This is a genomic window from Bacillus cereus group sp. Bc061, from assembly GCF_027715825.1.
GTDB classification, from domain to species: domain Bacteria; phylum Bacillota; class Bacilli; order Bacillales; family Bacillaceae_G; genus Bacillus_A; species Bacillus_A paranthracis.
Genome location: NZ_JAQFTZ010000009.1, coordinates 1 through 25,943, shown reverse-complemented (window position 1 = coordinate 25,943; position 25,943 = coordinate 1). Strand labels below are relative to the sequence as shown.

Sequence of the window (25,943 nt, the reverse complement as noted above, 5' to 3'; positions counted from 1 at the left end):
CGTATACAAAGAGGGTACATGTATGATCCAGATGATAATGAGGTCATTGTGAACGAAATTTTCTACAACGCTGCATCCGAACAAAAGTTAGGAAGCAAAATGGGTGTGTTTTCTGCTGACAAACTACCTACTTCCATTTTTAAAAAAGTTCAAGAAAACGAAAGTATGTCTTATATGGAAAGTATGGAAGTAGAAGAACAAACCATTCCAGAAATACTATGTCATTTAGACCAAAATCAAAAACCAGAAAAACTTTATTTTGAAATGCAGTACATGGTGTAACAACAAGAACTGAAATAAGAGGGGATTTATAAACGTTGAAACAGGGGCATTATTATATGGTACATAAAACAACTATATATAAATTCCCTTCTTATTTTTGTTTCTTTAAAACAATTGAATATGATATAAAAATAGATTAATATATAACTATATTTATTGTTTAATTGATTCCGTTTATTCCCACACCTTTTTTGTGTTGTGGTTGAGTTGTAGAAGCAAGTTGCGTCTTGTTTCATTTGTGAAAGGGCTTCTTTGAGCCGATTAGTGTATATATAGCTTATTTTGCTATACACATTTTTAATCGACTTAAAGAAGCCCTTTTTGTGTTGTCTTTAAGTTAGGAAATACATGTATTAGACCATTTAGGCTAAACGAATAATAAAAGTGATTAAAGCACAATTTTAAGGTGCTTTTTTCTATTTCAAGGGGGAAGTACAAATGAAATTTTATAAGGTTAGTTATGGAGAAGAACTTGCTATAAAAATTATTGCAGCCAACAGCTCATATGAAGCAGTAGGATTTTATTTAATGGAAGCGCAAAGTGATTATGGTGAAGTGGAGTACGTTAATATTCAACTATTAGGTTTGCGCGAGCGAGTAAAGGTAGATTATGGGCATATAGCAATCTATGACACCGTAGAAGAAATTTATCATCGTCAAAAGATTGTAAATTTCCCATGTGTTATAGCAAATTTACTACCATAAATTTAATAAAGTAGGTGTATATTGTGAATGTTGAAAAAGAATTAAGAGAGATTTTATTTTGTAAACAACTTATGAGGGATATGTTCTCTTTGTCGATTGAGAGAATTGAATATTTAGGAAAAGGGACAGTCTATATGTATTTCGCAGTAGTTTCAGAGCATGAACCAAATGTTTTCTATCGTATAGATAAAGATCTTGATACATTCAGGTTTGAAAAAGGCTCCTGGGTCTATGCTATTACACTGTAAAAAAGCAAATTTAGAGAATGTCGAATATTAAAAGCGGTAAGAAATTACAACCAAATCCAGGGCTTTATCATATCCTACTTTTGTTAAGAATTTCTGAACTCTCCGTTTTTAATAACAATTCATAAAAGAGACATAGTACAGTAGTTATAGAATGGAATGCAACTATAGAAAATATGGGATTTATATATAGGTAAGGAACTTGTTGCAATGCTAAAAGCACAAGGAATAAGAAAATGTAAACCTGAGAGGAGCACTACAATATGATTACAGTTAACCGAGGATATATGTATGATCCAGATGATAATGAGGTCTTAATTACCGAAATTTATTATGAAGCTGCTACAGATACTAAATTAGGAAGTAAAATGGATAGCTTATCTTATTCAGCCATTCCTAATGAGATTAAAGAAAAAATAGAAGCAGCTGCTTCATTATCCTATATGGAAAGCATTGAGATGCCTCAGCCATTAGCTGTCGTATATCAAAATGAAATTAGCATGTATGGAAAACCAGAAAAATTATACTTTGAGTTAACTAGTATATAAGAGGGAAAAAGACATTGGACGTATTTGTTCAATGTCTTTTTTATTAATTTATAGAGGAGAATATAAAATGAATAATGTAACTGAAATAGAAACAAGTCTTTGGACAATTTGTGTAGGGGATATTTTTAGTAATGGTCGTATGCCGTACCATCTAAAAGTTGTAAAAATTGAAGTAGAAGACATGATGAAACCAGACGATGCGAAGATATATAGTATACCTGTTCACCCTAAAAATCATAGAAAACGTATGAAAATAATGGATGTATCAGAACATATTTCTTATCGAGCTTGGTATTATAATGAATTTTGGAGCAAATAATATACTATGGATGAAAGAGTGATACGGTTGTTTCACTCTTTTTTACTTGCATTAAAAATAAAGATAGTTTAATATACAGATATATTTATTGTTTAATTGATTCCGTTTATTCCCACACCTTTTTTTGTGTTGTGGTTGAGTTGTAGAAGCAAGTTGCGTCTTGTTTCATTTATGAAAGGGCTTCTTTGAGCCGATTAGTGTATATATAGCTTATTTTGCTATACACATTTTTAATCGACTTGAAGAAGCCCTTTTTGTGTTGTCTTCAAGTTTGGAGTTATTGCATAGCCAGCACTTTAGGCAATTATTTTATTAATTAGGGGGAAACATCATGAATTTAGTCATGGAAAAATCACAAAGGAAATTACAAAATGATGCTCATTTACATGACATTATTAAAGAAATTAAAGAACTAGCTAATCCTTTATGGATCAGTTCTGTATCAATGTTGCAAGCGCACAATCAAAACTTCAATACGAAAGCTACGACATTTAAGGATATTACCATTTCTGATTTAAGAGATTTAAAAGTAAGTTTAAGTCTCATTTATGCAGCAAGGAATATCAGTTGTAAAAGTATAGAGGATTTGAATAAGCGTCTATCCATTCAATCAGGGAAAGATATTACTTCCTATGAGGATTGGCTGCTTCATGAAAACAGAGGAATTATATGTGAAATGATTGATGAATTTCGAAAGAAAGAGTGGAAACACCCAGATTCGAAATAACAAGTAATACAGGAGGATTATTATGACAAATATAATGGAAAGTTTACAAGCTGAATTTCCTGTCGAACAATTAGGATGGAAAATTATAAATACATTTGAAAGCCAAGGTCGTTTTTTTGCGTTTGTAGCTCCATTTGTTGACGCACGCGCCATTCAGGACCGATTCGATGAAGTCTTTGGTATTGATAACTGGCAGGTGTCGTATGAAAAATGGGGTGAGAAAGCAACGAAATGTACCATATCAGTGTTTTTGAATGAACGTTGGATATCAAAAGAGGATGGAAGTGAAGAATCTGACTATAGTTCTGTAAAAGGTGGCTTTTCAAATAGTTTAAAAAGAGCTGCTGTGCTTTGGGGCGTAGGAAGATACCTTTATAATGTAAAACCTACTAAGGTAGAACTTTCTACATGTAGTAATGGCCCAAATAGTATCTATATTTCTTATCAAAAGAAAGGATATTATTTTATACCACCTACTATGTTACAGCAAAAACATAAACAAGGAAGTTCAAAGAAGGAACCATCGAATGGCCAAGTAAGTCTAGGTGTACTAATTCAAAACATACAAGAGCTTGCAAAACCATTAAGTATTACATCCAAGGAAATTCTACTTGCCTATAATCACAATTATAATGCGCAAGCAAGAACATTTGAGGATACGACGATTGGTGGTTTAGAAGGAATTCTAACTAGTTTACAGTTGATTCACGAAGCGAAGAATATTCGTCCTGGAAATGAGAAACAGCTTAACCGGTGGTTATCAGCTCTTATTCCTGGTGATGTTACATCTTTTAGAGAATGGTTACTTCATGATCATACAGAAGCCATTCATCAACTCATACAACAGTTGAAAAAACAACAAAGCGCGTAAAGCTTTGTTTTATAGCAGGAAAACGAATGAACAGGATATGAGGTCTGTTCTTTTTTTATTACTTTTTGGAGGGATTTATTATGCAATTTACTATTAACCGTACATTATTTATCGAAAAATTAGAGAAAGCAAGTGCTACTGTAGACGTTAAAAACCCAATGCCGGCATTACAAGGTGTTTTATTGGATTGTAATTCAAAGGGAATGATTCTAATGGGTTCAGACGGTACAGAAACAGTAACATTAGTAACTCGCTTTAATGTAAACAGTGGGGATTGTACTGAACCGGGGAAGGTGCTTTTTGCAGCTGCTCCGGTACTTAAAACGATTAAGAAATTCAAAAGTGAATTCATCGGTCTTGAACATAAAAATAATGAGCTAAAAATTGTAGAAAGTAAGAAGAAACAATTTAGCTTTTGTACCATGGATCATGAAGAATATCCTGAAATTAAAATTGAAGCAGGGGAAGATTGGATTTCACTTTCACAAGAACAATTTGTATCAATGGCCAACGGAACATTACATGCTATTCCTGCAATGGATACACGTAAGATTCTAACAGGTGTGAACTTAAAATCAGTTGATGATAAGTTCTTTAGTATAGCAACTGATGCTCACCGTTTAGCCCGTTTACATTTTGATTGTACAAAGATCACTATCGCAAAAGATGGTGAAGTCGTGTTACCAATTAAGTCTCTTAAAACAGCTCTTAAGCTCTTTAATCGTGAAACAAATTTACAATTAAAGCTCATTAGTGATACACAGCTGTTAATCCGTGGCGAGAGTATTATCTATCAGTCTAGATTACTAGCTGGTACATATCCTGATACGGCACGTATGGTACCCGACGAATTTAAAAGTGAAATACAACTATCACGTGAAGAATTTAAAAACACGTTGGAGCAGCTTTCAGCATTTTCTTCCTTAATCGTGCTTACGTCAGAAGGAAAAGAAAGCATCCATCTGAAACCACAAAATTCTCAAGTAGGTACTGCAAGTGTAGAAATTCCATGTAATCAAGTTGAAGCATTTACATTGGCTTGTAATGTGGAATATCTGCTACAAGCACTGCAAACGATAACTTCTGAAACAATCGCGATAAAAATGATTAGTAATCAGAGACCTATCGTGGTAGTAGGAGCAGAAGATACAACTCACTCTAATCTGCAGTTAATTCTACCGGTTCGCGTATAAGGGGGCATCCAAATGAGTATGAATCACAGTGACTTCTTTGACTTTTTACAGTCAAAAGAAGTCCTTCCTAATAATCAAGAACTTCGTCAATCCTTTGAATTGATTATAAATGGATTTATTGCGAACGAAATGCCTGATTTAGAAAACATACCATTAGAACATATAGATGAATTTGAAAAGCAATTTGAGCAGCTACGACATTATGTCACGTTTTATAGTGGTAATTCATTTCGTATAAATGGTCCAGATTGTGAATTAAAAGAAATGCTACATTTACATCTTTTCACTGAACAACTAGAAGATGTAGAAAAGCAGGGGCTAGAAGATGAGATATTTATTTAATCAAGGAAATGAGATGAAAGTATACATTCGGATACTACGCATACAAAAATTAATTCGTAAATATAACATCCCATTCTTAATCAATATTAATGATTTTCACAGGGACAAATTGCATATCACAAGTGAACTATTATTCGAGTCGCTTGCGCGTTTTAACGAGCAAACACGTATATTTTGTCACTTTGCCTTTGGAACTGAAGAAGACCTGTTAGATGGGACGTTATTTAGCTCAGAAGACATGTATTCGAATTTCGCTTCGGATATTAGTTCTATGGCTGCAGAAGGATGTTACTTCGATACAGCTGGTTACTATTTATGTATAGGCTCGGAACATATAACACAATCTGATTTTCAATTCGTGTTACATGAATTTTCGTTTAACACCTATCAAAGTGAAGCGTATCCCAGTCATATTTTGATTGAATTTCTAGAGGATGGTTATGAACAGTACTCATTTGATGAATGGGTACTTTCTTATTATGAAATTATAATCCGTCTTGCGGCAATGATTCGAGAAAAGACGAAGGGGAACCAGGTATGAAATTATTATTTACATACAATCACCAGAAAGTAAGAAAGTATCTACTTTCGTTAAAAATGCAAAAGAATGCTCACTTACTGCATGAATTACTTGCAGATAAGAAGCATGAAGAAGAAATCTATATATTAGATTGTTTAGAGCACTCAAGAGAAATAGACTTCAGTAAGATTTCAGAACGATCCATTCAACAAGTAATGGCTACTGTTTCTTATTTAGAGGAAGACTCGAATTTCCCAATTGGTTTAATTGATTCGAAAACCTTACTTGAAATAATTATGATTGCGGAAACATCTTTAGATACTGATCTTTCCTGCTTCTATACATCGCAATTGTATCTTATGGAGATATTTATGCGTATGTATAAATTGGGGATTCCTGTAAAAGATTATTACCCAACTTATTTAGAACAAGATAATTTCGAAGAATACGATTGTGAGGATTCATTTAAAAGCTGGGGTGATGACTTACTTCAAGATATGAAATTACATCACGAAGAGGTAGATTGCGACGATAAAGATACCTTAATCCAATATTCGAATTTATTTCATATATCTATGGATGAGATAAACCGTATTGTTGAGAATGCATGGAGTCCAATTGGTGAAATGCTCTCTAATATCAAGATAGAGGATCAAAGTTTCTTTCAGTCAATCCAGAATCAGTTTGATATACGTATGCTTTACCAAGCTGATGAGGAAAAACTTTACCTTTTCTATGATGATGATACATATTTTCCAGCAATTAAACGAATTGAGATGTTACTTTGTATCTTTGAAGAGATACAGTTAACAAAAAATATAGCAAGTTAGTACAGAGGGACTAAAAATGAAAAAATTATTTAGATATTCATCTAATATAGCGATGTCAAACTATTTACTATCACTTAAGTTAAACAAAACTTATAGCATCGTTAGTTGGGAACAAATTAAACAAAGATATCAAGAGGAAATATATATATTAGAAAGCCTTTCTAAAGATATAGAAATAGATTTCAACAAAATCTCTCATGGAACAATTAGTAAAATCCAAACTTGTGTGGACTTTCTAGATGAAAACCAAACAATAAGGTGGGAGGACATAGAATCAACAGATACGATTGTCATCTTCTTACTTTCCATGAACCTATTAAACATAAATCTATCTAAATTTTATTCATGTCAATTTCATATCTTACGTTACTTTAAAAGCATGCATGAGCTTTCGATTGATGTAACACAGTATTCTCCCTCGTATTTAGACCGAGAGAATATCTATGAATTAGACCATGAAGAAGGATTTATAGAATTGGGTACGGACATGATCGAAGATATGGGCTTAGAAGCTTTTCCAATTGATGAAGAAGAGTATGAAAAGCTCTCTACACTATTCGACATACCATTAAAGGAAATAAAGGAAGCAGCAGAGGACACATGGGGTGCTATAGCTGAAACAATAGACGGCATATCACCGAAGCATAAAGAAAAAATTTCTAAATTACTAGATTGTTATCCAGTGCAGCATTCTTATCAAATTGATGAAGAATCTCTGTATCTCTATTATGGCCAGGAACCATTATACGGACCATATAAATTTGAGATGTTACTAGATTTAGTGGAAACAATCTATACGCAGGGGGACATAACAAATGAAGACAGTAGCAATATTTGATGCTTTAGAGCCAAAAGGAATTGTAACCATTCAGCAATTTAACAACGAATTATCACGTGGAGAAACTGCCGTTACTTTTAAGGACTTTTATTTAGCTTTAAAAGAAGTTATGGAGCAGGGTACACAAGATAATACTCATTACTCTAGTGGCGTACTCCCAAAAGGTTGTATAAAACACGAGGTGTTATCTAAGAGTGGAGATAAACAAGCTGTTTGGATTGAAGTACCAAAGGCTCAGTGGGATATTCATTTCTTTGAACGACCGTTTCAACAAGTAGGCTTTCCACGTCTATTATTTCGTTATACGGTGTACCAAAAACGAGTTACGAATATCTCTGTCTTTGCTGTAAAAGAAGATATGGAGTTAGAAGAAGGAATGAAATTATATCAATTTCCATATTCTAATGTTCATCCTAGTGGATCTGTATGTACGGGTAGAGTTGTGATACCTGAATTCCGGACTTTAAAAGATTTAGAAACATTTCATGTTTTATTCTTTGCAAGTTCTTTTAATCACGACCTAACACATACTCATACGGGACCAGTTGGAGAGCTATTTAAACGATTTGAAAACCAAAGTTTTGATGATTCTATTTTAATGGAATCGGAAATGACTTTTTAATACACGCTCTTTAAAGTGATTGGTTATTAGAAGTAGGGGAGTATTTATTAAGAATAATAATTTTGTTGGAGTTTAGATTATAAACATTGGATCCAACATGCTTAGGAGGAAATACGGTGTATTTAGATTATGAAACACGAATGAGAATTGAGAGAGAAAGACAACGAATTATTAAGTTTTTAAACGAGAAGGGTATTACACAAAATTCAGATGGCAAAAGAGTCAATGATTTACCACTTTGGCCATTAACTTTAATGGAAAATAAGTTACTGGCAGACAGTAATTAGGTACATCGAATTTCTGAAAATAGCAGGACTATATATAAGCAAAGATACTAGGAGGATTTTTTATTATGACAAACTTATTCGATTTTTTTGATATGGAAACACAAGTAGAGGAAACAACAGTACCAGTGAAAAAAGCTGCTTCAGAGCAAGCAACTGCTAAAAAGGAAGAAAAAAAGGAAAAGGCAAAAGGTAAGACAAAGAGTAGTAAGAAAGCTAAAGCTACAAAATCTACAGATTGTCTAGATAAAATCAATACAACAACGGTTGTTCGTCACGTAGTATTTGGTGATATACCATTAGTAGATTGGTTTACAGAAGAAGAAATTACACATGGAATCGCTGTTCAAAATGGAGATTCAACAGATGTAAGAAAAATAGAAGCAGAGGATATTCGCGTAAAATTAGAGCATCGTTATCCCTCATTTGTTAAAGGCTTAACTGTCATTAAATATGATGAGGATACAAATGCACTACTTCCGATTTTAACTGTCGGCGCAAAAGGAGCAAGTATTGTAGAGGGACAATCCATTTCAGATTGTCCTTTTTCTTTTCTTAGTACTTGGCTGAATCACTTTTTACCTGGGGATTTTATTCCGAGAACACTATTAATGGACTTTATTATTATTGCACAAGCCATTTCTCGTAAATGTGATTGCGAATTGCATGCTGATATCTATTTCAACAAAGAGCGTGGTTATTTTATGGACTTTCCACCTCAGCAGGTAGCAACTGAAATTGTAATCCCAGAAACAAATATAGAGATGCAGTCTATTGCTATGAAAGTTATGGAGATACACAGTCATCATCGTTTCTCTGCTGAACCAAGTGATTTAGATGATCAAAGTGAACGGGCTCCTATTCTTTATGCAATTGTTGGCAGAATAGAGGATGTTTTCCCTGAACTACGAGTACGTACTTGTATAGATGGAAAATTTCATTCTATTAATCCTAACTTTATATTTGCAGGAGAATATGCAACAAAAGGGATAAGCCAAGATTACGATTTAAGTAGGATCACACTTTTAAAATAAACACACAAGGGGGCGTAAAAGAGACATATTTTTATGTCTCTTTCTTTATTATGACAACATTAAAAACAATTCACGTTTCAATGTTTACAAAGATAAAGCACTACATGTTAGTTCTTACAAAGAATAAACAAGCAATAGAGGAATCGCATGGTGACTATAAGCTATTTCAATTTATGTGCAAGTTAGAGATGAATCACATATATGAAGCATTAGAAGGACAGAGGAAGAATACTCATATTGATTTAGACACACATCAAGAATATGTAGACACGCTTGTTGTGCAGTTGAATTTACTTCAATATGTTGTAGGCATTGTGCAAGAAGAAGGAGTTATTTATGCTGCATCGATACTAGTGATGCATTCATTTGACTTGTATACCGTGCATAGGCTTACAAATTTATCGATTCCATTTCTACGAAATTTAGAGAATACACTATCAAAAGAAAAATAGGGGGCTATAAAAATGAGTATTGTTATTGATATTGCAGAAGGAAAGAAGATTGTACCACATATTGTATTAGTAGGCGCTGGAGGAAACGGAGGATTAATTTTACAACATATTGCTCAAATGATGAGTATTTTTCAATTGGATGGCGAAATTGTAGTTGCAGATCCAGACACGGTTGAAGAAAAAAACCTTGGAAATCAACTCTTTATTCGACCTGATGTTGGTAAATACAAAGCAGAAGTACTGGCTCGTCGATATAAAGCTGGCTATAACGTTCCTATCTCTTCCTTTACGTCACAGTATATAGAAGACATAGAAACAATGCAGCAGTTGTTTGGTAACAAATATGATTTATTAAAAAAACAACATAAAGACGACTACTTGTATCTGCCAATTGTAATTGGGGCAGTAGATAATATGTTTTCTCGCGAGGTCTTTCATCAATTCTTCCATCAATCAGATAATCTTCTTTACATCGATGTAGGGAATACAGCTGTAACCGTTCCTGATAATTGGAGAGAAGTAAATAAAAGACATTGGACACCTCAACAAATAGCTGATTATAAAAATAGTGGTTATAACGGACAAGCAGTATGTGGAGTTAAATTGAATGGCGAGGTCATTCTTTCACCGCTTGGTGATTTATTTCCAGATGCTTTTACGAAGAAAGAAACGGCTCCAAGTCAATTAAGTTGTTCCGAATTAGCTGCTTCAGAACCACAGCGCGTTATTACCAATAAGTTCGCTGCCATGACTGTTGCTCAATTCGTCAACGAACTCTTTGATGAAGGTACCGTATCGAATCACTATATCATTTTCCAAGCTCAAAAGGCTTTTATGAAAGCTGCACCAATTGAGGGGTAATGATATAGGAGGGAACAAGATGAGAGTGTATCAATTAGATTCCACTCAATTACAACACAGTTTAACACCAACAAACATGTGTAATGGTGTTCTACAATACTACCAATATAAACAGTATACCGTTGTATCTGTACTTGATTTATCAAAACAAGATTCCGAAACGATACCATTGCTTCTGGCTTGTTTAGTAGAGGCTTTGATTCATTTCAATCCGGATTCTTTTTTAGCGAAGGATGAATCTAGCATCTTATATTGGTGTAGAAAGAACTTTAAAGGATTTCATAGTATCTCTGACGATGGATTTTTACAAGATTTCAAGCAGATATACGAATGTTATCAAGCATTGCAGAACGTTGGGAAACAAGAGAAAAATATAAAAATAAATATGTAATAGCAAGGAGAAGGGAAACGTATGTATAATATACTTAAACGTCAATATAATTACTTTATCCGAGGAGTGATTCGGATTAACGAAGAAGTACAAAGGGAATTGGACCTATTGGTGCAAAAGATTCGTGAAACTGTATCTTCTGTCCAAAAAATCATCCTTTTTGGCTCTCATGCATATGGCACACCAAATGAAGACAGTGATTTTGATCTCTGTATTGTTGTGGAAGGTGTCGGAGAAAGAAAAAGGGAAGTCATTAATCGTATCAATTGGGGTATTTATGATGTTATGGAAACACCAGTTGATATTTTAGTGTATGGACCAGAAGAGTTTCAAGAACGTGCTAGCCGTACCGTTACTATGGAACATAAGATTGCACTAGAAGGGAAGGTCCTATATGAGAAATGTTAAGGATCTAAAAGAGTGGGTATTTATTGCAAAATCTGATTTAGATTCTGCTAGTTACTTAACTCACATGAAGCCTTTCCCTACTGCAATTATTTGTTATCATAGTCAACAATGCGTGGAAAAACTTCTAAAAGGATTTCTTGCACTAAACGGTAAGACAGTTCCAAAAACTCATAACCTTTTAATGCTGCACAAATCGTGTCGGAAATTAGATGAGGAATTCTCATTGATTTTAGAACAGTGCGTGCAGCTAAATGGTTATGCTACAGACATTCGTTATCCGTATTTTGAAGCACTTACTGTTCAAGATGGATTAATCGCTATACAACATGCTCAAAAAGTAATGAGCTTTTATATGGAAAAGTTAAACAAGTTGAATATACATGAAATCACAGTTGATTAAAAATAGAGGATATACACAAAAGAGAGTGCCTATTAAATAGGGGCTCTCTTTTTCTATCTAAAAACAGAGGAGGCATGCTCCATAGTAGTATGAAATGATACTTTGCTATGGGGATAACAATATAATGATGGATATATATAAAGAAATTAAAGAGGAAATGAAAAAGGTCTATTTATCTCGCGATTGTTGTTTTGTAGGTTACAGTGGGGGGAAAGATAGTTCTGCCATGTTGACGTTACTATGGGATGCAATTGCTGAGCTACCACTAGAGGAACGTACAAATCCAATTCATATCTTAACTTCCGAAGTTGGAGTAGAAACACCTGCTATGACGGCTTATATCTCAAGGACATTACAAAAGATCCAGGAGAAAGCAAATGAGCAAAACCTACCATTTGTCGTTCATGGTGTGAAACCACTTATGAAAGAATCATATTGGTATAAAGTAATAGGCAGAGGCGTTTTACCACCGAGCGGAAACAGTAGATTGAGATGGTGTACTGACTCTCTCAAGGTCAAACCGATGCAGCGAAAGATGAAAGAAATCTTAATAGCTTCTCAAACTACTACTGCAGTAGAATGCTTTGATGAATATGATGGTGTGCTTATGCTGGCCGTTCGTAATGAAGAGAGCGCTCGAAGAAGACATAGTATTCAAAAGCATGAGATAAGTAATGATTCCTTATTTTCACGTCATAATGATATGAAGAATATCCTCTGCTTTAATCCAGTTAAATTTTTAACCGGTGATGAAGTATGGATGTTACTTTTAGATAGAGGGATACTGCCCTTTGGTGTGGATGTGGAAGAAATGAGCATACAGTATGGACAAGCTATGTTTGAATGTGGCATAAAAACAGGTGGGAAGCAGCAGGGAAATGCTTGTGGAGCTGCAAACTCACGTAGTGGATGTTGGACTTGCCTAATGATGAATGGTGAGGATAAAATGTTGACCCAGCTAATTAGTGAGGGGTATACGGACTATGCTTATCTACAATCCTGGAAAAGCTTCTTACGTTCGATTAGAAACGATATTCGGTATCGGAATGTAATGAATAGACGAAGCCTGCAAACGCTCCTTAGAAACGAAAATAAAAGGGATTCAGACTTGTTTTCCATATGTAATCATGTTGAATATGATTATATTATGTTTGATCGTACAGAAAAGGGAGACTATGCACCAGGAGGACTAACAGTAGAAGGTAGAAGAATGCTTTTAGAATATCTACTTTATATTCAACAAGAAATGAATACGAGTCTTATATCTGAAGAAGAAATTGAGGCAGTACTACAAGGCTGGTATGACACAGATGGTATTCGTGTATATCGAGATGAATTGGAGCCAATACATCACGCATGTCTTGGTGAATTGGTGTTCAAACCTGATTGTACAATAAATGAAGAAAAAACGACGTCTCCATTCCCTGTGTTTTTCGTGGAAATTGATGTTCATTTAGGGAAGCAGGAGATATTTCGTTGGATGAAGGAACGACAGAAAGTTACGCAGCAGAGTTTTTTCTTTTTCCCTTCAAATTATTCTAATGATTCTGCAAAGCTTACATGGAACAAACTAACCTTTGTTGTATCTAGATTTGATATAACAGAAGCAAGAGATGCTGAACGCATTATACGTCAATGGTTAGGTATGACGATGTACCATGAAAAGGCAGAAGCACAACATGAGAAGATGCTTGTACAGCTGTTCATTCATTCTATGAAGAATGAACAATTATTTAATCCGGATGAATTAGAAAATACGAAGATCCTATATACTACAGAGTTTATAAGTAGGCTCTCTCGATTGCTAGAAACAGAGGAGTTGCTATCCGAGGAGACTAATCACCTCTTTGCAAAAATACTTAAAGAAATGGCTAACGAAACATTTCTTATAGCGTGATATATAAATAATAGGTATATTTAGAGAGTACCTATTCAATAGGTGCTTTCTATATTACAAAGGCAAGATGAGATTATAATGGAATTTAAAAAACTTATGAAGTATATAGAAGAGAATAAGGAAGAACACTTTGATGAATTAATTAAAAAAAATGAAAACGCAATTAAAGAAAGCGATAAAAAAAATGAGAAGGAAACAGATTTTAAAAAATAGTTACGATATTTACCGAAGAACTATTAGGAACTTATAAATATAGGATTCAAGGAGGATACTTATGACTGAAATTAGTTTAAAAGACAGATGTATTCAAATTCTAGCCACAATTCCAACAATAGTATTTTTTATTTGGAGCATATACTATTGCTTTCAGCTATTTGTAGGAAATGAAATACCTGGAGTAAATCCTTTTACAAAGTTTATACTTGGGTTGATTACACTGTTTATGGGAATAGGAGGACTTATTAATTTAACTAAGCCTAATGTAGATGCTGTCGAGTTCTCCGTAAAGACAATTTGCGGGTTACTTGCAATTGGCTTTATATTATGGTCAGAGAAATTTATAGATATCGCAAAATTAATTAGTGAGTCATTGTAAACAAAAGACAGCAACACAAGCGTTGCTGTCTCTTTGTTTACAAGGTTTTGCCCAGTTTTGTTTCCCGGAAGCTGGATACCTTTTAATTACTGGCGACGAGATTTACTGTATATATTACTTCGATTACGTGGCCCTGAGTAGTGCTATAGCCAACAGAGAATGTTTGGAACCCAGCGATATCGTCAAAATGTACCTTGAAGCTGTACGGGCCAAAATATGGTACCTCTTCAATTCTTCCTAATTCAACATAGCGTTGCTTCAGCTCTTCGTGAAAAACCAACATTTGATTGTACCCTAGACTCTCCTGCGGGTCGAAATGATGAACAGTAAGTCGCTTAATAATGCCGACAGTTATGCTCTGACCTGGTAGCAGAGTGTCCATTGCCCCATCGTATAAACTTCCTCCCTCAAATACTTGCTCATCGTCTACAGCGCGGACTATCAAGCCCGAAATAAAACCCTCTGGCGAGACGTGTTTAGATCCTGTGTTTCTTATAGTCGCGACTGCGACATCAATAACCTTGGTTGCCATAGGTCCCCCTTAATTATTGTGATTAAACTACATGCATTTGCCCGTGGATGAAAAGATTCACAATCGGCCTTTACTTCCATGCCAACTCCCAGCGTCTTTATTAAGTCGACAATGATATGAAAATCTACGTTCTGTATACGGACGACGCCTTCAAGTAATATGCCCTGAGGATTCAATTCGTATTCCCGGGCGTAAAAGGAAAGTATTTCGTTTTATCCAAGCGCGCCTAGCTAAGCTAGGTACAACTAGTCGATGTGAGTCCGATCAAATAGTAATCACATAAACGACACGTTACTTCTCATTCATGAACTACAAAAACAATTCCATCTTTTAAATATATTTATTGTTATAAATTAGTTCTTTTAAAGTATTATTAACCATCTAATCTTAAATATTGAAAATATCTTTTTAACGATATTTTAGTTTTAAAACCAATTATATCAATTAACTCACTTTCACTAAATCCCTGTTTTATAAGGCGAAGAATAAATGTATTCCTCATTTGTTGTGCAGAAATACGCCTATTTAACTCTGCTCGTTTCACTTCAAGTCGTATCATCTTTTGCATAGCAACCTCAGACAAAGCCTTTGGTGCATCATTTTCATAAACCCATCGATAAGTACCTCGATTAAAATCAAATGCCACAAATAAGGGATTATCTGAGTGCTGTCGAGGTCTTACAGGTTCAGGGATAGTCGAATAATATTTGTAAAGCTGTTGTGTATCTTCAGCTGTTAAGAAGATGGATCTAGTAACTCCGTTTTCTCCTGGAACAATTATAGTGTTCCTAGCAAACTGTATATGGTTCATATTAAGCGATACAAGCTCTTGCAAAGACAAACCATAGTTTACTATTAAATTAATTATACAAGCGTTTCTATCCATGATTAGAGGACGGTATTTAGCTTGTCTCTCTGTTAATCCCTTAGTTGATAGAACGGTTTGTTTTAAAAGTGCTTCTTCCGATTCGGTAATAAAATCATTGTCATTTAGTGATTGATCCGGAATTAAAGAGAGATGAATATCATCTAATGGACTAACTATACCTAAAAACATGTGTAATTTCTTTAAAACCACCCATATCCTGTGCCTTGTTTTAAGCGAATATTCTCGTTTATTTTCTAACACTGAGAAATAAGCTTGATAATCATCTACGGATATTTCGTTCCATGATTTGATATGTAAAAGCAACTCATTTTCATTTAACCATCTATAAAAGTCTTTAATATCGTATGCATAGCGTTGGATTGTAGAATGTTTTCGGCCTTTTTTATTTAAATATGTAGAGAAATCTTCTAAAGTTTTCTCTAAGCTAATTGTCTTGTTCAATATAATCACCTAATTTCTTTGGATATATTATAACAGAAAACAAGTGAAAGACCTGCTACCGCCCTTTGCTACGCACGGTTGCTGGCATATCCAAAAAGCAAACGGACAAACAACCCTTTGCTTTTTGGACATGTTGTTTATTAGTTATAAAGCCAGATAAATAGAGTTATCATAATACTCCAAAAAGGCACTACAAAAACTAATCCCCAAACAATCCCTTTAAAAAATCCAATCTCGTTATAGGTATTCATTTCTATGTAAGTTGTCTCTTTTAGTGTAGCCATGTGTAATCCTCCAATATAAATTGTTTATTAAAATGAAAAAAGGACAAACCTAGTCCTGGTAGGGATACGTAGGTTTGTCCTTTTGTATGAGGGTAATGATCTGTTTAATTACCATTATTATAACGCAATTTACAAATATTTTCAATTAGGTCGGACATCTTATTAACAATCATACTAGCTATATTAAAAATCTATTATAAATATATACCTTATATAAAAAAGAAATAAAGATAAAACTATTATAGGTTATCAAAAACAGGGGAAATATCTACTCCCACAAGGGAAAATTTCATGTTAGAACCTAAAAAATCATAAATAGCAGAAAATGTATTCGTAAATTCAATGATTATTAGACGTTTAATTCTACAAAAAAACAGAAAGGAATTACTATATTTCTACATGAAATCAGAAAGAATTTGATACTAATCGCATTATATATATTCAACCCCGTAAATAAGAATTTTTTTACTTATTTTAGGAATCAGGTTAATTCTAACCGTCTAATTATCCACATTTTATTCAGATTAGGCTGCTATTTTTGAACATAACTCACTATTTACACATAACTCACATTTTTGTTGATGATTTTTATTAGATAAATACAACAACATTAGTAATAACAATGATTTTAGAAGGATTATATCCACATTGGATCATATTTGTCCTCATATCCACTATTTTTATAATTTTCCTTTTGATTTTTTGTAGGTATTATGGGATAGGTTTTAATACAGTAGAGGAATACACTCTAGTATTATGTGGAGAGTTATGCATTGATAGAATCAAAATTGTATAGAAGTGCATAAAAAAAGACTCCATTTTACATGAAGTTCTTTCGATTTAGTATTTATAAATAGAGTAGTAGGAAGGTGTTACTACTCAAATAAACACGAATAGCCCTCTACTTTTGTTTTTTTCAAAAATAGAGAGCTAGTTGCTATTATTTTATTTTCATTGCGGTTAGCACCTGATCAGGAGTGGTTATTGTTACACCAGCACGTACTAAACGTTCAAAGGTACGCATAAACTCTAGTAAATTAAACTGTTTTGGTAGCTCAATCACACGCAGCTGCTCTTGCGGTAGCTTATCAATTTCTTCAATAAACCATTCACGTACATCACTTGGAATTGTGCGTTTTTTATGGCCGCGTACTTTTAATTTTTCACGCATTTCAATTTCTAAAGCAATATATGCATGGAGATTCACACCTTGATCATATGCATATTTTCTAAATAACGTTTCTTCCTGGTATTTTAAATAATTACGGTGATAAGATTCTTCTGTCACAGGTACCGCAAACTTTTGCTTCAGTAGTGCATGTACATTCTTAAACATCTTCTTAATGTTGTGTAGAGAGTACATAGAATAATGTAAACCGAAATTAAAGACAGCTTGCTCACGGTCACTATTTCTCTCTTTTGGTATATGTTGCGCAATAAGAGGGTAGATACCTTCTTTCGCTGCAGCATCAAGGATTTGATATTGAGATGTTTGATGTAATAGTTTTTTCAATGTATATACAATTTTCGTTGGATATCCTTCTTTCCGATCAATCATGTCACGGAGTCCGCGAATCACACTGCGGATTTGACGATGACAAGTATGCTTTAATACATGAATGAACTTATTCATGTCTGCAGACAGTTCACCGATATTCATCTCCTGTAGAACTGCTTCTATAAACTTTGCCTTGCGAGCATAGGTGGTTTTTGGTGTAAATGGATCCCTGTGTTGCTCTTCTCCAGATTCTTTTGTACATAAAAAGTCTGAATGAATAGATAGATATAGGGTTGTATATCGTTTTGTATGCTTTACCCCTTTTTGCATTTTGCAAATTTTGAATAGGGGATTCCCCGTACATGGTAATGCCGTTGTTAATTCATCGATAACGGAACGGATTTGATGCGGATATTTTTTATGTAAGAAACGATACATCCCACCGAAGTGAGTTTTGTTGCCTCTTTCATCCTGCTTGTCCAATGAACGCTTTAATGTTGTTTCTGTATGTTGTTGCATGGCAATGTCTAAGAATAGTTTCTTAGCCGCTACAGATAGCTTAAAGAAAGCCTTAGTAAATACAACAGGACTAATATATACGTATGGATTTGCTTTTTCTGTTTCCTCATTCATAAAATGAGTCAGCTTGATTGTATATCGGCCATCTACTCCGTTTTCAATGGAGATAATGTTATGTAAGTTTAATTTCTTTAATGCAATATAGAATTGAGAATGTTGGATATAAGCAAATTCTTCTTTATATTGCTTGTAATCTTCCCACATCATATGTATTGTTACATTTGGAATGACACCATTAGTAAAGCATTTCTTATGTAGATATAAGAAAACTTCAAGATCAGCATTCGTAATGCCGTATAATTTATGTTTTCTTCCTGTTTTTTCAGCAAGTGCAGACAATGCGCGACGTGAAAAAGATGGCTTGGCTTTTTCGACAAAACCTTCTTCGTCAGCAATACGTTCTTCGTATGTCATGTGCTGCAGAATATCTTCTAAATATGTATCTTTATAGCTGTAGTACTTATCTTCAAATGCTTCTACAAGTTTTTGCCAAGACTTTAGTGTTACTAACACGGCATTGGTTGTTTTCCCATTTAAGCTACGTTGATTTCGTATTACAAATGATTTCCCCATCTTTTTCACCTCCGTTCTACAAATTCAGAAATATATGCCAAAAGACTATAAAATATACCAATTTTGATTATAGCAAAACGAATTTTGTAAAAATGTGCCCTTTAAGAGAGAATTTTAAAAAAGGCAACACCTTACGAGCCTTAGAGCCACAAGGGATAGAAAAAAAGTTTGATTTTTTTTTTGGTACGCAACTTGGGAAGGAGTGTTGCTTTTTTCTTGTATGATGCTATTTATTGAGAATAGGAGAAATCCTTTAATATCAATACTCTATAGATATTCCAATTGATTTTTGGTACGCAACTTGGGAAAGATGTTGCTTCTTTTTCGCGAAAATGGGTACGCGACTTGGGAAAGGATTTTTGTGAAATATATAGTTTGTTTTAGATTAAATGTTTTAAATCACCTGATATAACAGCATTTGTAGCTGGTTTTATTAGTAGTATAGGTACGCGACTTGGGAAAAATGTTGCTTATTTTTAATGTGAAATTAAATAATTTAAATATTAGGTGTTGCTTGTTGCGAAAAATAAGTACGCAACATGGGAAGAATGTTGCTTGTTTTAGTAAAAGAGTACGTAACATTGGAAAAGCGTTGCTCATTTTATATTAAAAGTACCCAAGATGGGAAAGATGTTGCATGTTTTACAGGAAAGGTACGCAAGATGGGAAAGGCGTTGCATGTTTTATAGGAAAGGTACGCAAGATGGGAAAGGCGTTGCATGTTTTATAGGAAAGGTACGCAAGATGGGAAAGATGTTGCATGTTTTGCAGGAAAGGTACGCAAGATGGGAAAGGTGTTGCATGTTTTGCAGGAAAAGTACACAAGTTGAGAAAGATGTCGCATGTTTAACTTATAATTAGTGTAAAACGAATTTTGTAAACTTATAAAAATTAAATGTATTGTTGCTATTACAAATACGAAAGGGAAGAAGATAGAGAATTTATTATTTTGTACTATTTATACTAATTTAATTCTATTACCTTATTGTATTAATGAAAATATAATATATAATTTTATGAATATAATAAGGTGATAGGAGAAAGATATATGCTGGAAAAATTGAATAGATTTATGTTTGATTTACCTATAATTTGGTTTGTATTACTTATGGTATTGGGATCATTTTTACTTGTGATGCCATTAGATTTATTTTTACCGGCAATAAAACAACATCCAATAAAGGAAGAACCCGCTATTATACAGATTTTAGTAGGAGTATTTGCGGCACCTGTATATGAAACAGTAATTTTTCAGGTGTTTTTATTTTGGGTATTAAGTTGTATTTCTCTTATTAAAGATCGTGATTTTCTTATCATTTTAATAGCATCGATTATATTCGGATTAATTCATTCAGATGGTATTACTTATATAGTCGCTACAGCAATAATTGGAGTATTATATAACTATGCTTATTGGGTATATCAAAAAAAGAATGAAAAAGTAGAAGTTACAATATCTGCTTTTTGGATTGTTGTTTTGATTCACTCACTACATAACTCTATTGCTGTTATAGCATCACAGTTATAAATGTTTTAAAGAATACTTTATACTATTAGTAATGGATTTTAAGTTAATAATTAATGGGAATTGAGTTGTTTATAAAAAAAGAGGCATAGAATGTTTTTCTATGCTTCTTTTTTATGTGAACTTATATTTATTTGTTTACTTTTATTCCACCTTAAATAATGAATTTATGTCAAATCTACTGAACCCTCAAAGCAAACCTTTATAAAAAGGTTTGTTAAATATTATTCCCACTACTCATAATCAATTGCATTTTAATTTTCTTTAATAAGTGTTCATAAAAGTTTCCTGCTTCTGGATAGATACCTTTTTCATGGGCACTTCAGTTTACAAAAAGATATTAATTGTTCATCATATTTTCGTTAGCTAAACAATAGGAATATTCATTGGAATGCTCAATAATAATATATCCTATCGAAACTCTAATTAGAATGGTATGAATGATAAGTAGCAATTGATATAATTGTATTAGAAGCAATTAGGAGGATTATTAGTGGAAAAGTTAAAAGTACTATTTCAAAACACCTTATATATAGCATACCCTCTACTAACTGGAGTTGAGGGAAGTGAAAGAGTGTTAAATAAATGGCAACAATTCTATCAAGATGTAGAAAGAGATCTACAGAGGATATACAACTCAACTTATTCGTCACAGACTTTCGAAAGACTAGTGAAATGGGTTTCTAAAAAGGAAGCTTTAGGATTATCGGCGATAGACATTCTTCCAAAATTAGATAATTATAAGGGAGAAATTTTTGAATGTCTAAAAGATGATTTATATATGGAATTTGGGATTAAATTGCCTGTTGTCGCAAAAGAATTACCTTTAGATACAGAGGCTAAGAGTGATTACATAGAGCGAAGTAATGCAGGGTTTATGTACCATTTATCAGACACTATTGCTAAGAATAAGTTTACAGATGACCAAGATAAGAATGTACGTATTGCTCAATTGCAGGATAAACAAAATAGTCTAGTCGTAGTATCGTCACATGACGATGGTGATATGAAGTTACAAAGGGAAGAGTTAAAAAGATGGAATACCTTGATTGACTCTACTTTTTTAACACGAGTAATGGATGATTTGACGGCAGATTGCCTTGATATTGTAACAGAACTGTGGGTAAAGAGTGCGGAAAATGATAAGACTATTGTGCCTGTACATTATGAACAAATATTAGATATGTGTAATATGAAACAAATCAAAAATGGTAAGGCTTATTATCGAAAAGAAGACAGATTAAAGATTATGGAGCGTTTAGCTGCTCTTGCTAGTATTTTTATTTATGTAAATGAAGATAATGAGATCGTGATATTAAATGAAGAGGATCCAAATGAAACCTTGGCTTATAAAAAGCAAAGAATTAGAAGGTTATTTGTAATGGATGAAATTATCATTGCAAAAGATATTGATACGGATAAAACATTGGGAATAGAGAGTATGAACGTTACACCAGGTAGTTTTTTATCGAAATATCTATATGGTTCTGAAAAACTAACAGGTTTATTATCTAAGAAAGCATTGGAGTATAACAGCAAGCAACAAAGATATCACAAACGATTAACCAGATATCTAAGTTGGCGTTGGCGTATTCAACAATCATATCAACATCTAACACATTCATATAGTATTGGTGGTCCAAAAGGGTTATTACAAGTAATGGAAATCAGTATGAATAGAAAACCAAGCCTTACAAGACAAGTTTTTGAAAAGACGTTAGATGATCTTATGAGGGACCAAGTTATTAAGGAATGGAAGTACTCTCCTGAAATTGATGAAGAGAAATGCAAGGGGAAAAACTGGTTTGAGAATTACTGGCTAAAATTAAAAGTAATTATTTCTCCGACAAATGAACTTGTTAAATTACAACAAGAGTTGATTACTAAGAAAAGTAAGCAGCAGTCACCATTAATTATCGAGATTGAAGAAAAGCCACCTGTAATTGAAGAGAAGCCAATAAGTATACCAAATCAAGAAATACCTAATAGTATTGAGTTCTATATTGAAAAAATGAACACGTATAAAGAGAAGAATAATAAAAGTATTCGTGAGCTAGCGAAAGAAATTGATATTTCGTATTCAACGCTTTCAAGGATGCTATCAGGTAAAAGAAAACGATTAAATGATGACACGAAAAATAAACTGGATAAGTGGATAGAGAGACAAGAGGTAATGAACTTATTATAAAAAGCCTATAAATGGGAAGGGATAAAAGGTGCAAAGAAAATGCTAGAAAGTATAAAGGATATAGGAGTTAGCAATTGGATTGGTTTAGTCTCAATTGTGGTAGCGATTTTTATTGGTATTAAATCAATAAAGTTTGCTAAAGGTGCACTAGAACATAGTCAAAGGTCACTTATTGTTAATGAGAGCTATAAACCGATAATTAATGATATCAATAATTATCGTAATCTAAAACCATTTTCTTCTCAACCTTTGGATTTTAGTGGGATAAAGGCAGTTAAAAATGGATATATATTTGATGCACTTGAGGAAGATTGGAAACAGAAAATAAATAAAATATTAGAAAAAGAAAATAATATAAATAAAATAAAAAAAAGTTTAGATGGAATAGCATCTAATGCTATATGTGAAGTCATTAATAAATATATAGAAAAAACTGATTACGAGGAAGAAGTAGGAAATATAGAATTTAAGATGAATGGTTCAAAACTTTACGATGTATTAATGAGCAATAATTTGTATTATCTACTAGTATGTTCTCATGTAAAACCTGAAATTTATTGTGAGATTTTGGTTGAACATATTGAATATGATCCAGAGGCTGGTGAAATACCTGTTAAACGCTCAGAGTGTTTACTGCCTATTGAAAAAGCTTTTGAAAAATATATGAATATAGGGTTAGATCCTAATAATGAACTCCCACAATTTGATATCGACAATATAGAAAAACAAATAATGCGAGTTATTAACAATAACCCTAAACATATAGTGATGGAGAATGAGCGTACAGAACTTATTAAAATCTTTAATATATTACAAGATGAAATAAATGAGCGAATTAGAGAGTTGATTATTCCAGGTCATAAAAAGAAAAGAAAGACTTCTATATAACAATTATTGAAAAGATATTAATAATTTAAGACAGAATATATAGCCCTTAGTATAAAAAGGAATCTGGTATCTATTAAGATATCAGATTCTTTTTTATGAAGGTATATACGAGTGGATATAAATTCCAATATAAAATATAATTCAAAATATGATGATATATCATCTGCAATAACGCAAGGTTTACCTCTAGAAGGGGAAATTTAAAGTAGGGAGTAATTAAAATGAATGAAAAAACAAAAGAGGCTATTTATGCAATGGCTAAGGGGGCTGCAGGTACTGTACCGGTAGCAGGACCGATGCTTTCAGAACTATTTGGAGTTGCATTTGCAGATCCTGCAAGTAAGAGAAGAACTGAAATTTTGGAAGAAATGGATCGTAGGTTACATGCTCTTGAGCAAAAAGGTTTTAATATAAGTGAACTAGCTGATAATCAAGAGTTCTTAACAGTTGCTATGCAAGCATATTCAATAGCTTTAAAAACACATCAAAAGGATAAAAGAGTAGCATTAATGAATTCAATTTCCAATACGCCTAAATTGGGGATAGAAGAAAATGAAAAGTTAATGTTTTTAAATTATATAGACCAATTTAATGAATGGCATTTGAAAATATTATCATTCCTAAATTCTCCAGAATCTTATTTTACAGCTGAAACAAGACCTAGCCTTTTCTCGGGAGGAAAATCTACAATTTTAGTTTCAGCATTCCCCGAATTAGGAGACAGACGTGACTTTTATGACCAAATCGTCAGAGATTTGAAAAATAGAGATTTAATTGCCTATGACACACTTCATAATACAATGAGTGAAACAGGATTGTGGCAATCAGGTACTACAGAGGTTGGAAAAAGATTTTTAGAGTTCATTTCAGAATAATCTAAGCAAAAGTCTATAACTTAGAAGAATCTGTTTTAATTTTTAGAGCGGATTTTTCTAAGTTTATCCGTGAAAGACTGCTTATTTCATAGATTAGCATTATGCTAGATGGTAATCAAATTATACAAAAGGAGAGATTTGATGAGTAAGTTATTTTTAACTTTGAATATAAATTATTATTTCTTTAAATTACTTATAACTTACTTAAGTTATTAAAACTTGTAAAACACCTTGCTACTATAATCCAAATTGTGTAATATATAGGTATATTGTTAGTTTATTTGATTCCGTTTATTCCCACACCTTTTTTTGTGTTGTGGTTGAGTTGTAGAAGCAAGTTGCGTCTTGTTTCATTTATGAAAGGGCTTCTTTGAGCCGATTAGTGTATATATAGCTTATTTTGCTATGCACATTTTTAATCGACTTGAAGAAGCCCTTTTTGTGTTGTTTTCAAGTTTGCAGGCGGGGTTATTTATGATTCATAAAATAACAAATTAAACAGTAGAGGAGATAATAAAATGAAAAAAGATTGTAGTCACTTACAACTAGTACCAACAGTAGAGGAACATAAAGCACGAATGGAAAAAAATCAGAAATCATATGCTGCACCAGCAATGTCATCTGAATCAAGAGCAAGAGTGAATCAAATGAGAGGATGTTTTGAAGCTGAAATTATATTACCAGATGGGAAATTTCAATACTTTAAACCAGATACTCTTAATGAAAAGGTTGCTATTCAAGAAATCGCTTTATACATTGAAGGCATACAGGAAGCAAAAGAAGGCTATGTAATCTTATGGCGCTTTGTCGGGCAACAAAGTTTTTACCATGGTACAAAGATCGTAGCTGAACCGAAGTTTTGTACAATCCTACGTAAACTAAAAGATTTCTTTTTTGATTACGAAGAAGTTGTATACGAACCTGAAAAATAAGAAAGATAGAGGGAAATAAAAATGAAAAAAGATAACACTTGGACAGAATTAGATGATCCAAAAGAGCAGGAAACGAGAAAGCCATCCCAAGAGCCGGACGATATATTTGCTGGTATGGATGAGCTACGGGAGATTACAGATGAAGAACTACCATTTTAATAAGGTCGAGGTAGTTTATAGAGGGTAAAAGGAAGAACTGAGTGATGTATTTACTTGGATCTTCCTTTTTTTAATGTAAAAAAGAACTTGGAGGGAACGATTATGCGGTGCGAGACGTTCTCGAGTAAGTAATGCGGGAGCATAGGCGACAACGAGGACTATTCTTAATTGTAGAAACATCGAAAACAATAAAGAGTAGGATAACTGTTCAGGCGA

At 33.2% G+C, this 25,943-nt stretch carries 32 protein-coding genes; 28 read left to right on the top strand and 4 right to left on the bottom strand.

Annotated features, from left to right (window positions below; translation table 11 throughout):
* Nucleotides 1-18: 18 nt before the first annotated feature.
* The 22 genes from PDQ40_RS22195 to PDQ40_RS22090 all read left to right on the top strand — a co-directional run bounded on the left by PDQ40_RS22195 (nucleotide 19) and on the right by PDQ40_RS22090 (nucleotide 14,364).
* Complete coding sequence (locus tag PDQ40_RS22195; protein WP_002020034.1) at nucleotides 19-282, top strand: hypothetical protein; 264 nt, start codon at nucleotides 19-21, stop codon at nucleotides 280-282.
* Nucleotides 283-720: 438 nt separating this feature from the next.
* Complete coding sequence (locus tag PDQ40_RS22190) at nucleotides 721-987, top strand: hypothetical protein (protein WP_242227951.1); 267 nt, start codon at nucleotides 721-723, stop codon at nucleotides 985-987.
* Between the two features lie 23 nt (nucleotides 988-1,010).
* Nucleotides 1,011-1,235 carry a hypothetical protein gene (locus tag PDQ40_RS22185; protein ID WP_001100173.1) on the top strand — a complete coding sequence of 75 codons (225 nt, stop codon included), beginning with the start codon at nucleotides 1,011-1,013 and terminating at the stop codon, nucleotides 1,233-1,235.
* A gap of 260 nt (nucleotides 1,236-1,495) precedes the next feature.
* Nucleotides 1,496-1,780 carry a hypothetical protein gene (locus PDQ40_RS22180; RefSeq protein ID WP_000633810.1) on the top strand — a complete coding sequence of 95 codons (285 nt, stop codon included), beginning with the start codon at nucleotides 1,496-1,498 and terminating at the stop codon, nucleotides 1,778-1,780.
* Nucleotides 1,781-1,847: 67 nt separating this feature from the next.
* Nucleotides 1,848-2,099: a hypothetical protein gene (locus PDQ40_RS22175; protein ID WP_242227952.1), complete on the top strand. Its 252-nt coding sequence runs from the start codon at nucleotides 1,848-1,850 to the stop codon at nucleotides 2,097-2,099.
* A 331-nt stretch (nucleotides 2,100-2,430) separates the two neighbouring features.
* The gene (locus PDQ40_RS22170; protein WP_048534068.1) at nucleotides 2,431-2,826 is read left to right on the top strand and encodes a hypothetical protein; all 396 of its coding nucleotides are present in this window, start codon (nucleotides 2,431-2,433) and stop codon (nucleotides 2,824-2,826) included.
* 22 nt (nucleotides 2,827-2,848) lie between these two features.
* Nucleotides 2,849-3,697, top strand: a complete 849-nt coding sequence (locus PDQ40_RS22165; RefSeq protein ID WP_017562308.1) for a Rad52/Rad22 family DNA repair protein — start codon at nucleotides 2,849-2,851, stop codon at nucleotides 3,695-3,697.
* An 80-nt stretch (nucleotides 3,698-3,777) separates the two neighbouring features.
* Entirely contained in the window at nucleotides 3,778-4,890 is a 1,113-nt protein-coding gene (gene dnaN, locus PDQ40_RS22160) for a DNA polymerase III subunit beta (RefSeq protein WP_001160900.1), read from the top strand.
* Nucleotides 4,891-4,902: 12 nt separating this feature from the next.
* A complete protein-coding gene (locus PDQ40_RS22155) occupies nucleotides 4,903-5,232 on the top strand; it encodes a hypothetical protein (protein WP_000062336.1) in 330 nt (109 codons plus the stop codon).
* Entirely contained in the window at nucleotides 5,216-5,773 is a 558-nt protein-coding gene (locus PDQ40_RS22150) for a hypothetical protein (protein ID WP_001996135.1), read from the top strand. The genes PDQ40_RS22155 and PDQ40_RS22150 overlap by 17 nt, the downstream gene beginning before the upstream one ends.
* A complete protein-coding gene (locus PDQ40_RS22145; protein ID WP_242227953.1) occupies nucleotides 5,770-6,582 on the top strand; it encodes a hypothetical protein in 813 nt (270 codons plus the stop codon). The genes PDQ40_RS22150 and PDQ40_RS22145 overlap by 4 nt, the downstream gene beginning before the upstream one ends.
* Before the next feature lie 16 nt (nucleotides 6,583-6,598).
* Nucleotides 6,599-7,420, top strand: a complete 822-nt coding sequence (locus tag PDQ40_RS22140; protein WP_242227954.1) for a hypothetical protein — start codon at nucleotides 6,599-6,601, stop codon at nucleotides 7,418-7,420.
* Entirely contained in the window at nucleotides 7,398-8,042 is a 645-nt protein-coding gene (locus PDQ40_RS22135) for a hypothetical protein (protein ID WP_076855997.1), read from the top strand. The genes PDQ40_RS22140 and PDQ40_RS22135 overlap by 23 nt, the downstream gene beginning before the upstream one ends.
* A gap of 116 nt (nucleotides 8,043-8,158) precedes the next feature.
* Nucleotides 8,159-8,329, top strand: coding sequence for a hypothetical protein (locus PDQ40_RS22130; protein WP_000280379.1), 171 nt, complete (start codon nucleotides 8,159-8,161; stop codon nucleotides 8,327-8,329).
* Between the two features lie 65 nt (nucleotides 8,330-8,394).
* On the top strand, nucleotides 8,395-9,360 hold the full coding sequence (locus PDQ40_RS22125; RefSeq protein ID WP_144533749.1) for a hypothetical protein: 966 nt from the start codon (nucleotides 8,395-8,397) through the stop codon (nucleotides 9,358-9,360).
* 50 nt (nucleotides 9,361-9,410) lie between these two features.
* Nucleotides 9,411-9,812: a hypothetical protein gene (locus tag PDQ40_RS22120; RefSeq protein WP_000209417.1), complete on the top strand. Its 402-nt coding sequence runs from the start codon at nucleotides 9,411-9,413 to the stop codon at nucleotides 9,810-9,812.
* A 12-nt stretch (nucleotides 9,813-9,824) separates the two neighbouring features.
* Entirely contained in the window at nucleotides 9,825-10,673 is an 849-nt protein-coding gene (locus tag PDQ40_RS22115; RefSeq protein WP_000029264.1) for a ThiF family adenylyltransferase, read from the top strand.
* Between the two features lie 19 nt (nucleotides 10,674-10,692).
* Nucleotides 10,693-11,064 (top strand): hypothetical protein, encoded by a 372-nt coding sequence (locus tag PDQ40_RS22110; RefSeq protein ID WP_073536295.1) that lies wholly within the window; start codon nucleotides 10,693-10,695, stop codon nucleotides 11,062-11,064.
* A gap of 21 nt (nucleotides 11,065-11,085) precedes the next feature.
* Nucleotides 11,086-11,472, top strand: coding sequence for a nucleotidyltransferase domain-containing protein (locus PDQ40_RS22105; protein ID WP_242227955.1), 387 nt, complete (start codon nucleotides 11,086-11,088; stop codon nucleotides 11,470-11,472).
* Complete coding sequence (locus PDQ40_RS22100) at nucleotides 11,459-11,872, top strand: HEPN domain-containing protein (protein ID WP_242227956.1); 414 nt, start codon at nucleotides 11,459-11,461, stop codon at nucleotides 11,870-11,872. Before PDQ40_RS22105 ends, PDQ40_RS22100 begins: the two co-directional genes overlap by 14 nt.
* A gap of 124 nt (nucleotides 11,873-11,996) precedes the next feature.
* Entirely contained in the window at nucleotides 11,997-13,769 is a 1,773-nt protein-coding gene (locus PDQ40_RS22095; protein ID WP_242227957.1) for a phosphoadenosine phosphosulfate reductase domain-containing protein, read from the top strand.
* 274 nt (nucleotides 13,770-14,043) lie between these two features.
* The gene (locus PDQ40_RS22090; RefSeq protein WP_242227958.1) at nucleotides 14,044-14,364 is read left to right on the top strand and encodes a hypothetical protein; all 321 of its coding nucleotides are present in this window, start codon (nucleotides 14,044-14,046) and stop codon (nucleotides 14,362-14,364) included.
* A gap of 82 nt (nucleotides 14,365-14,446) precedes the next feature.
* Here PDQ40_RS22090 and PDQ40_RS22085 read toward each other — a convergent pair whose 3' ends face one another.
* From PDQ40_RS22085 to PDQ40_RS22070, 4 genes are all read right to left on the bottom strand, one after another.
* Nucleotides 14,447-14,896 (bottom strand): hypothetical protein, encoded by a 450-nt coding sequence (locus PDQ40_RS22085; RefSeq protein WP_242227959.1) that lies wholly within the window; start codon nucleotides 14,894-14,896, stop codon nucleotides 14,447-14,449.
* 373 nt (nucleotides 14,897-15,269) lie between these two features.
* The gene (locus PDQ40_RS22080) at nucleotides 15,270-16,235 is read right to left on the bottom strand and encodes a tyrosine-type recombinase/integrase (protein WP_242227960.1); all 966 of its coding nucleotides are present in this window, start codon (nucleotides 16,233-16,235) and stop codon (nucleotides 15,270-15,272) included.
* A 131-nt stretch (nucleotides 16,236-16,366) separates the two neighbouring features.
* Nucleotides 16,367-16,510, bottom strand: coding sequence for a hypothetical protein (locus PDQ40_RS22075; RefSeq protein WP_000212568.1), 144 nt, complete (start codon nucleotides 16,508-16,510; stop codon nucleotides 16,367-16,369).
* A 940-nt stretch (nucleotides 16,511-17,450) separates the two neighbouring features.
* Nucleotides 17,451-19,160, bottom strand: a complete 1,710-nt coding sequence (locus PDQ40_RS22070) for a hypothetical protein (RefSeq protein WP_242227961.1) — start codon at nucleotides 19,158-19,160, stop codon at nucleotides 17,451-17,453.
* A gap of 1,048 nt (nucleotides 19,161-20,208) precedes the next feature.
* Here PDQ40_RS22070 and PDQ40_RS22065 point away from each other — a divergent pair.
* From PDQ40_RS22065 to PDQ40_RS22040, 6 genes are all read left to right on the top strand, one after another.
* On the top strand, nucleotides 20,209-20,688 hold the full coding sequence (locus PDQ40_RS22065) for a CPBP family intramembrane glutamic endopeptidase (RefSeq protein ID WP_073536292.1): 480 nt from the start codon (nucleotides 20,209-20,211) through the stop codon (nucleotides 20,686-20,688).
* 490 nt (nucleotides 20,689-21,178) lie between these two features.
* Nucleotides 21,179-22,873 carry a helix-turn-helix domain-containing protein gene (locus PDQ40_RS22060; RefSeq protein ID WP_048568097.1) on the top strand — a complete coding sequence of 565 codons (1,695 nt, stop codon included), beginning with the start codon at nucleotides 21,179-21,181 and terminating at the stop codon, nucleotides 22,871-22,873.
* Nucleotides 22,874-22,912: 39 nt separating this feature from the next.
* Nucleotides 22,913-23,761, top strand: coding sequence for a hypothetical protein (locus tag PDQ40_RS22055; RefSeq protein ID WP_242227962.1), 849 nt, complete (start codon nucleotides 22,913-22,915; stop codon nucleotides 23,759-23,761).
* Between the two features lie 221 nt (nucleotides 23,762-23,982).
* A complete protein-coding gene (locus PDQ40_RS22050; RefSeq protein WP_242227963.1) occupies nucleotides 23,983-24,636 on the top strand; it encodes a hypothetical protein in 654 nt (217 codons plus the stop codon).
* Between the two features lie 518 nt (nucleotides 24,637-25,154).
* Complete coding sequence (locus tag PDQ40_RS22045; RefSeq protein ID WP_242227964.1) at nucleotides 25,155-25,568, top strand: DUF6018 family natural product bioysynthesis protein; 414 nt, start codon at nucleotides 25,155-25,157, stop codon at nucleotides 25,566-25,568.
* Between the two features lie 21 nt (nucleotides 25,569-25,589).
* Nucleotides 25,590-25,727 carry a hypothetical protein gene (locus PDQ40_RS22040; RefSeq protein WP_242227965.1) on the top strand — a complete coding sequence of 46 codons (138 nt, stop codon included), beginning with the start codon at nucleotides 25,590-25,592 and terminating at the stop codon, nucleotides 25,725-25,727.
* Nucleotides 25,728-25,943 lie beyond the last annotated feature (216 nt).